Source organism: Adlercreutzia sp. DFI.6.23 (assembly GCF_024462535.1).
GTDB lineage: Bacteria > Actinomycetota > Coriobacteriia > Coriobacteriales > Eggerthellaceae > Adlercreutzia > Adlercreutzia rubneri.
Genome location: NZ_JANGBP010000782.1, coordinates 1 through 288, shown reverse-complemented (window position 1 = coordinate 288; position 288 = coordinate 1). Strand labels below are relative to the sequence as shown.

General features: G+C 77.1%; 1 pseudogene. It reads right to left on the bottom strand.

Annotation, left to right across the window (positions count from 1 at the left end):
* Window positions 1-288 (bottom strand): annotated as a pseudogene (locus NE591_RS15450) (IS3 family transposase); the annotation flags it as partial.

Here is a 288-nt window from a genome sequence, read left to right as displayed (position 1 = left end):
CCGGCGTAGGAGCTGTAGCGCCCCCTGCGCGCGTAGCACACGCGCAGCCCGAGCCCGCGCATGAGCCGCCGCACCACCTTCTCCGACACCGGCCGGCCGCGCCGGCGCGACACGACCTCGCGCACGAACCGGTAGCCCCTCGACGAGTTGCCGTCGACGCGGAAGGCCCGCTCGACCTCGCCCGCCGTCCCGTCCGGCGGCGCGGAGGGCGAGGTCAGGGCGTCGAGCTGGTAGTAGTAGGTGGAGCGGGCCAGGCCCAGGGCCGCGCAGGCGGCCGCGGCGCCGAAG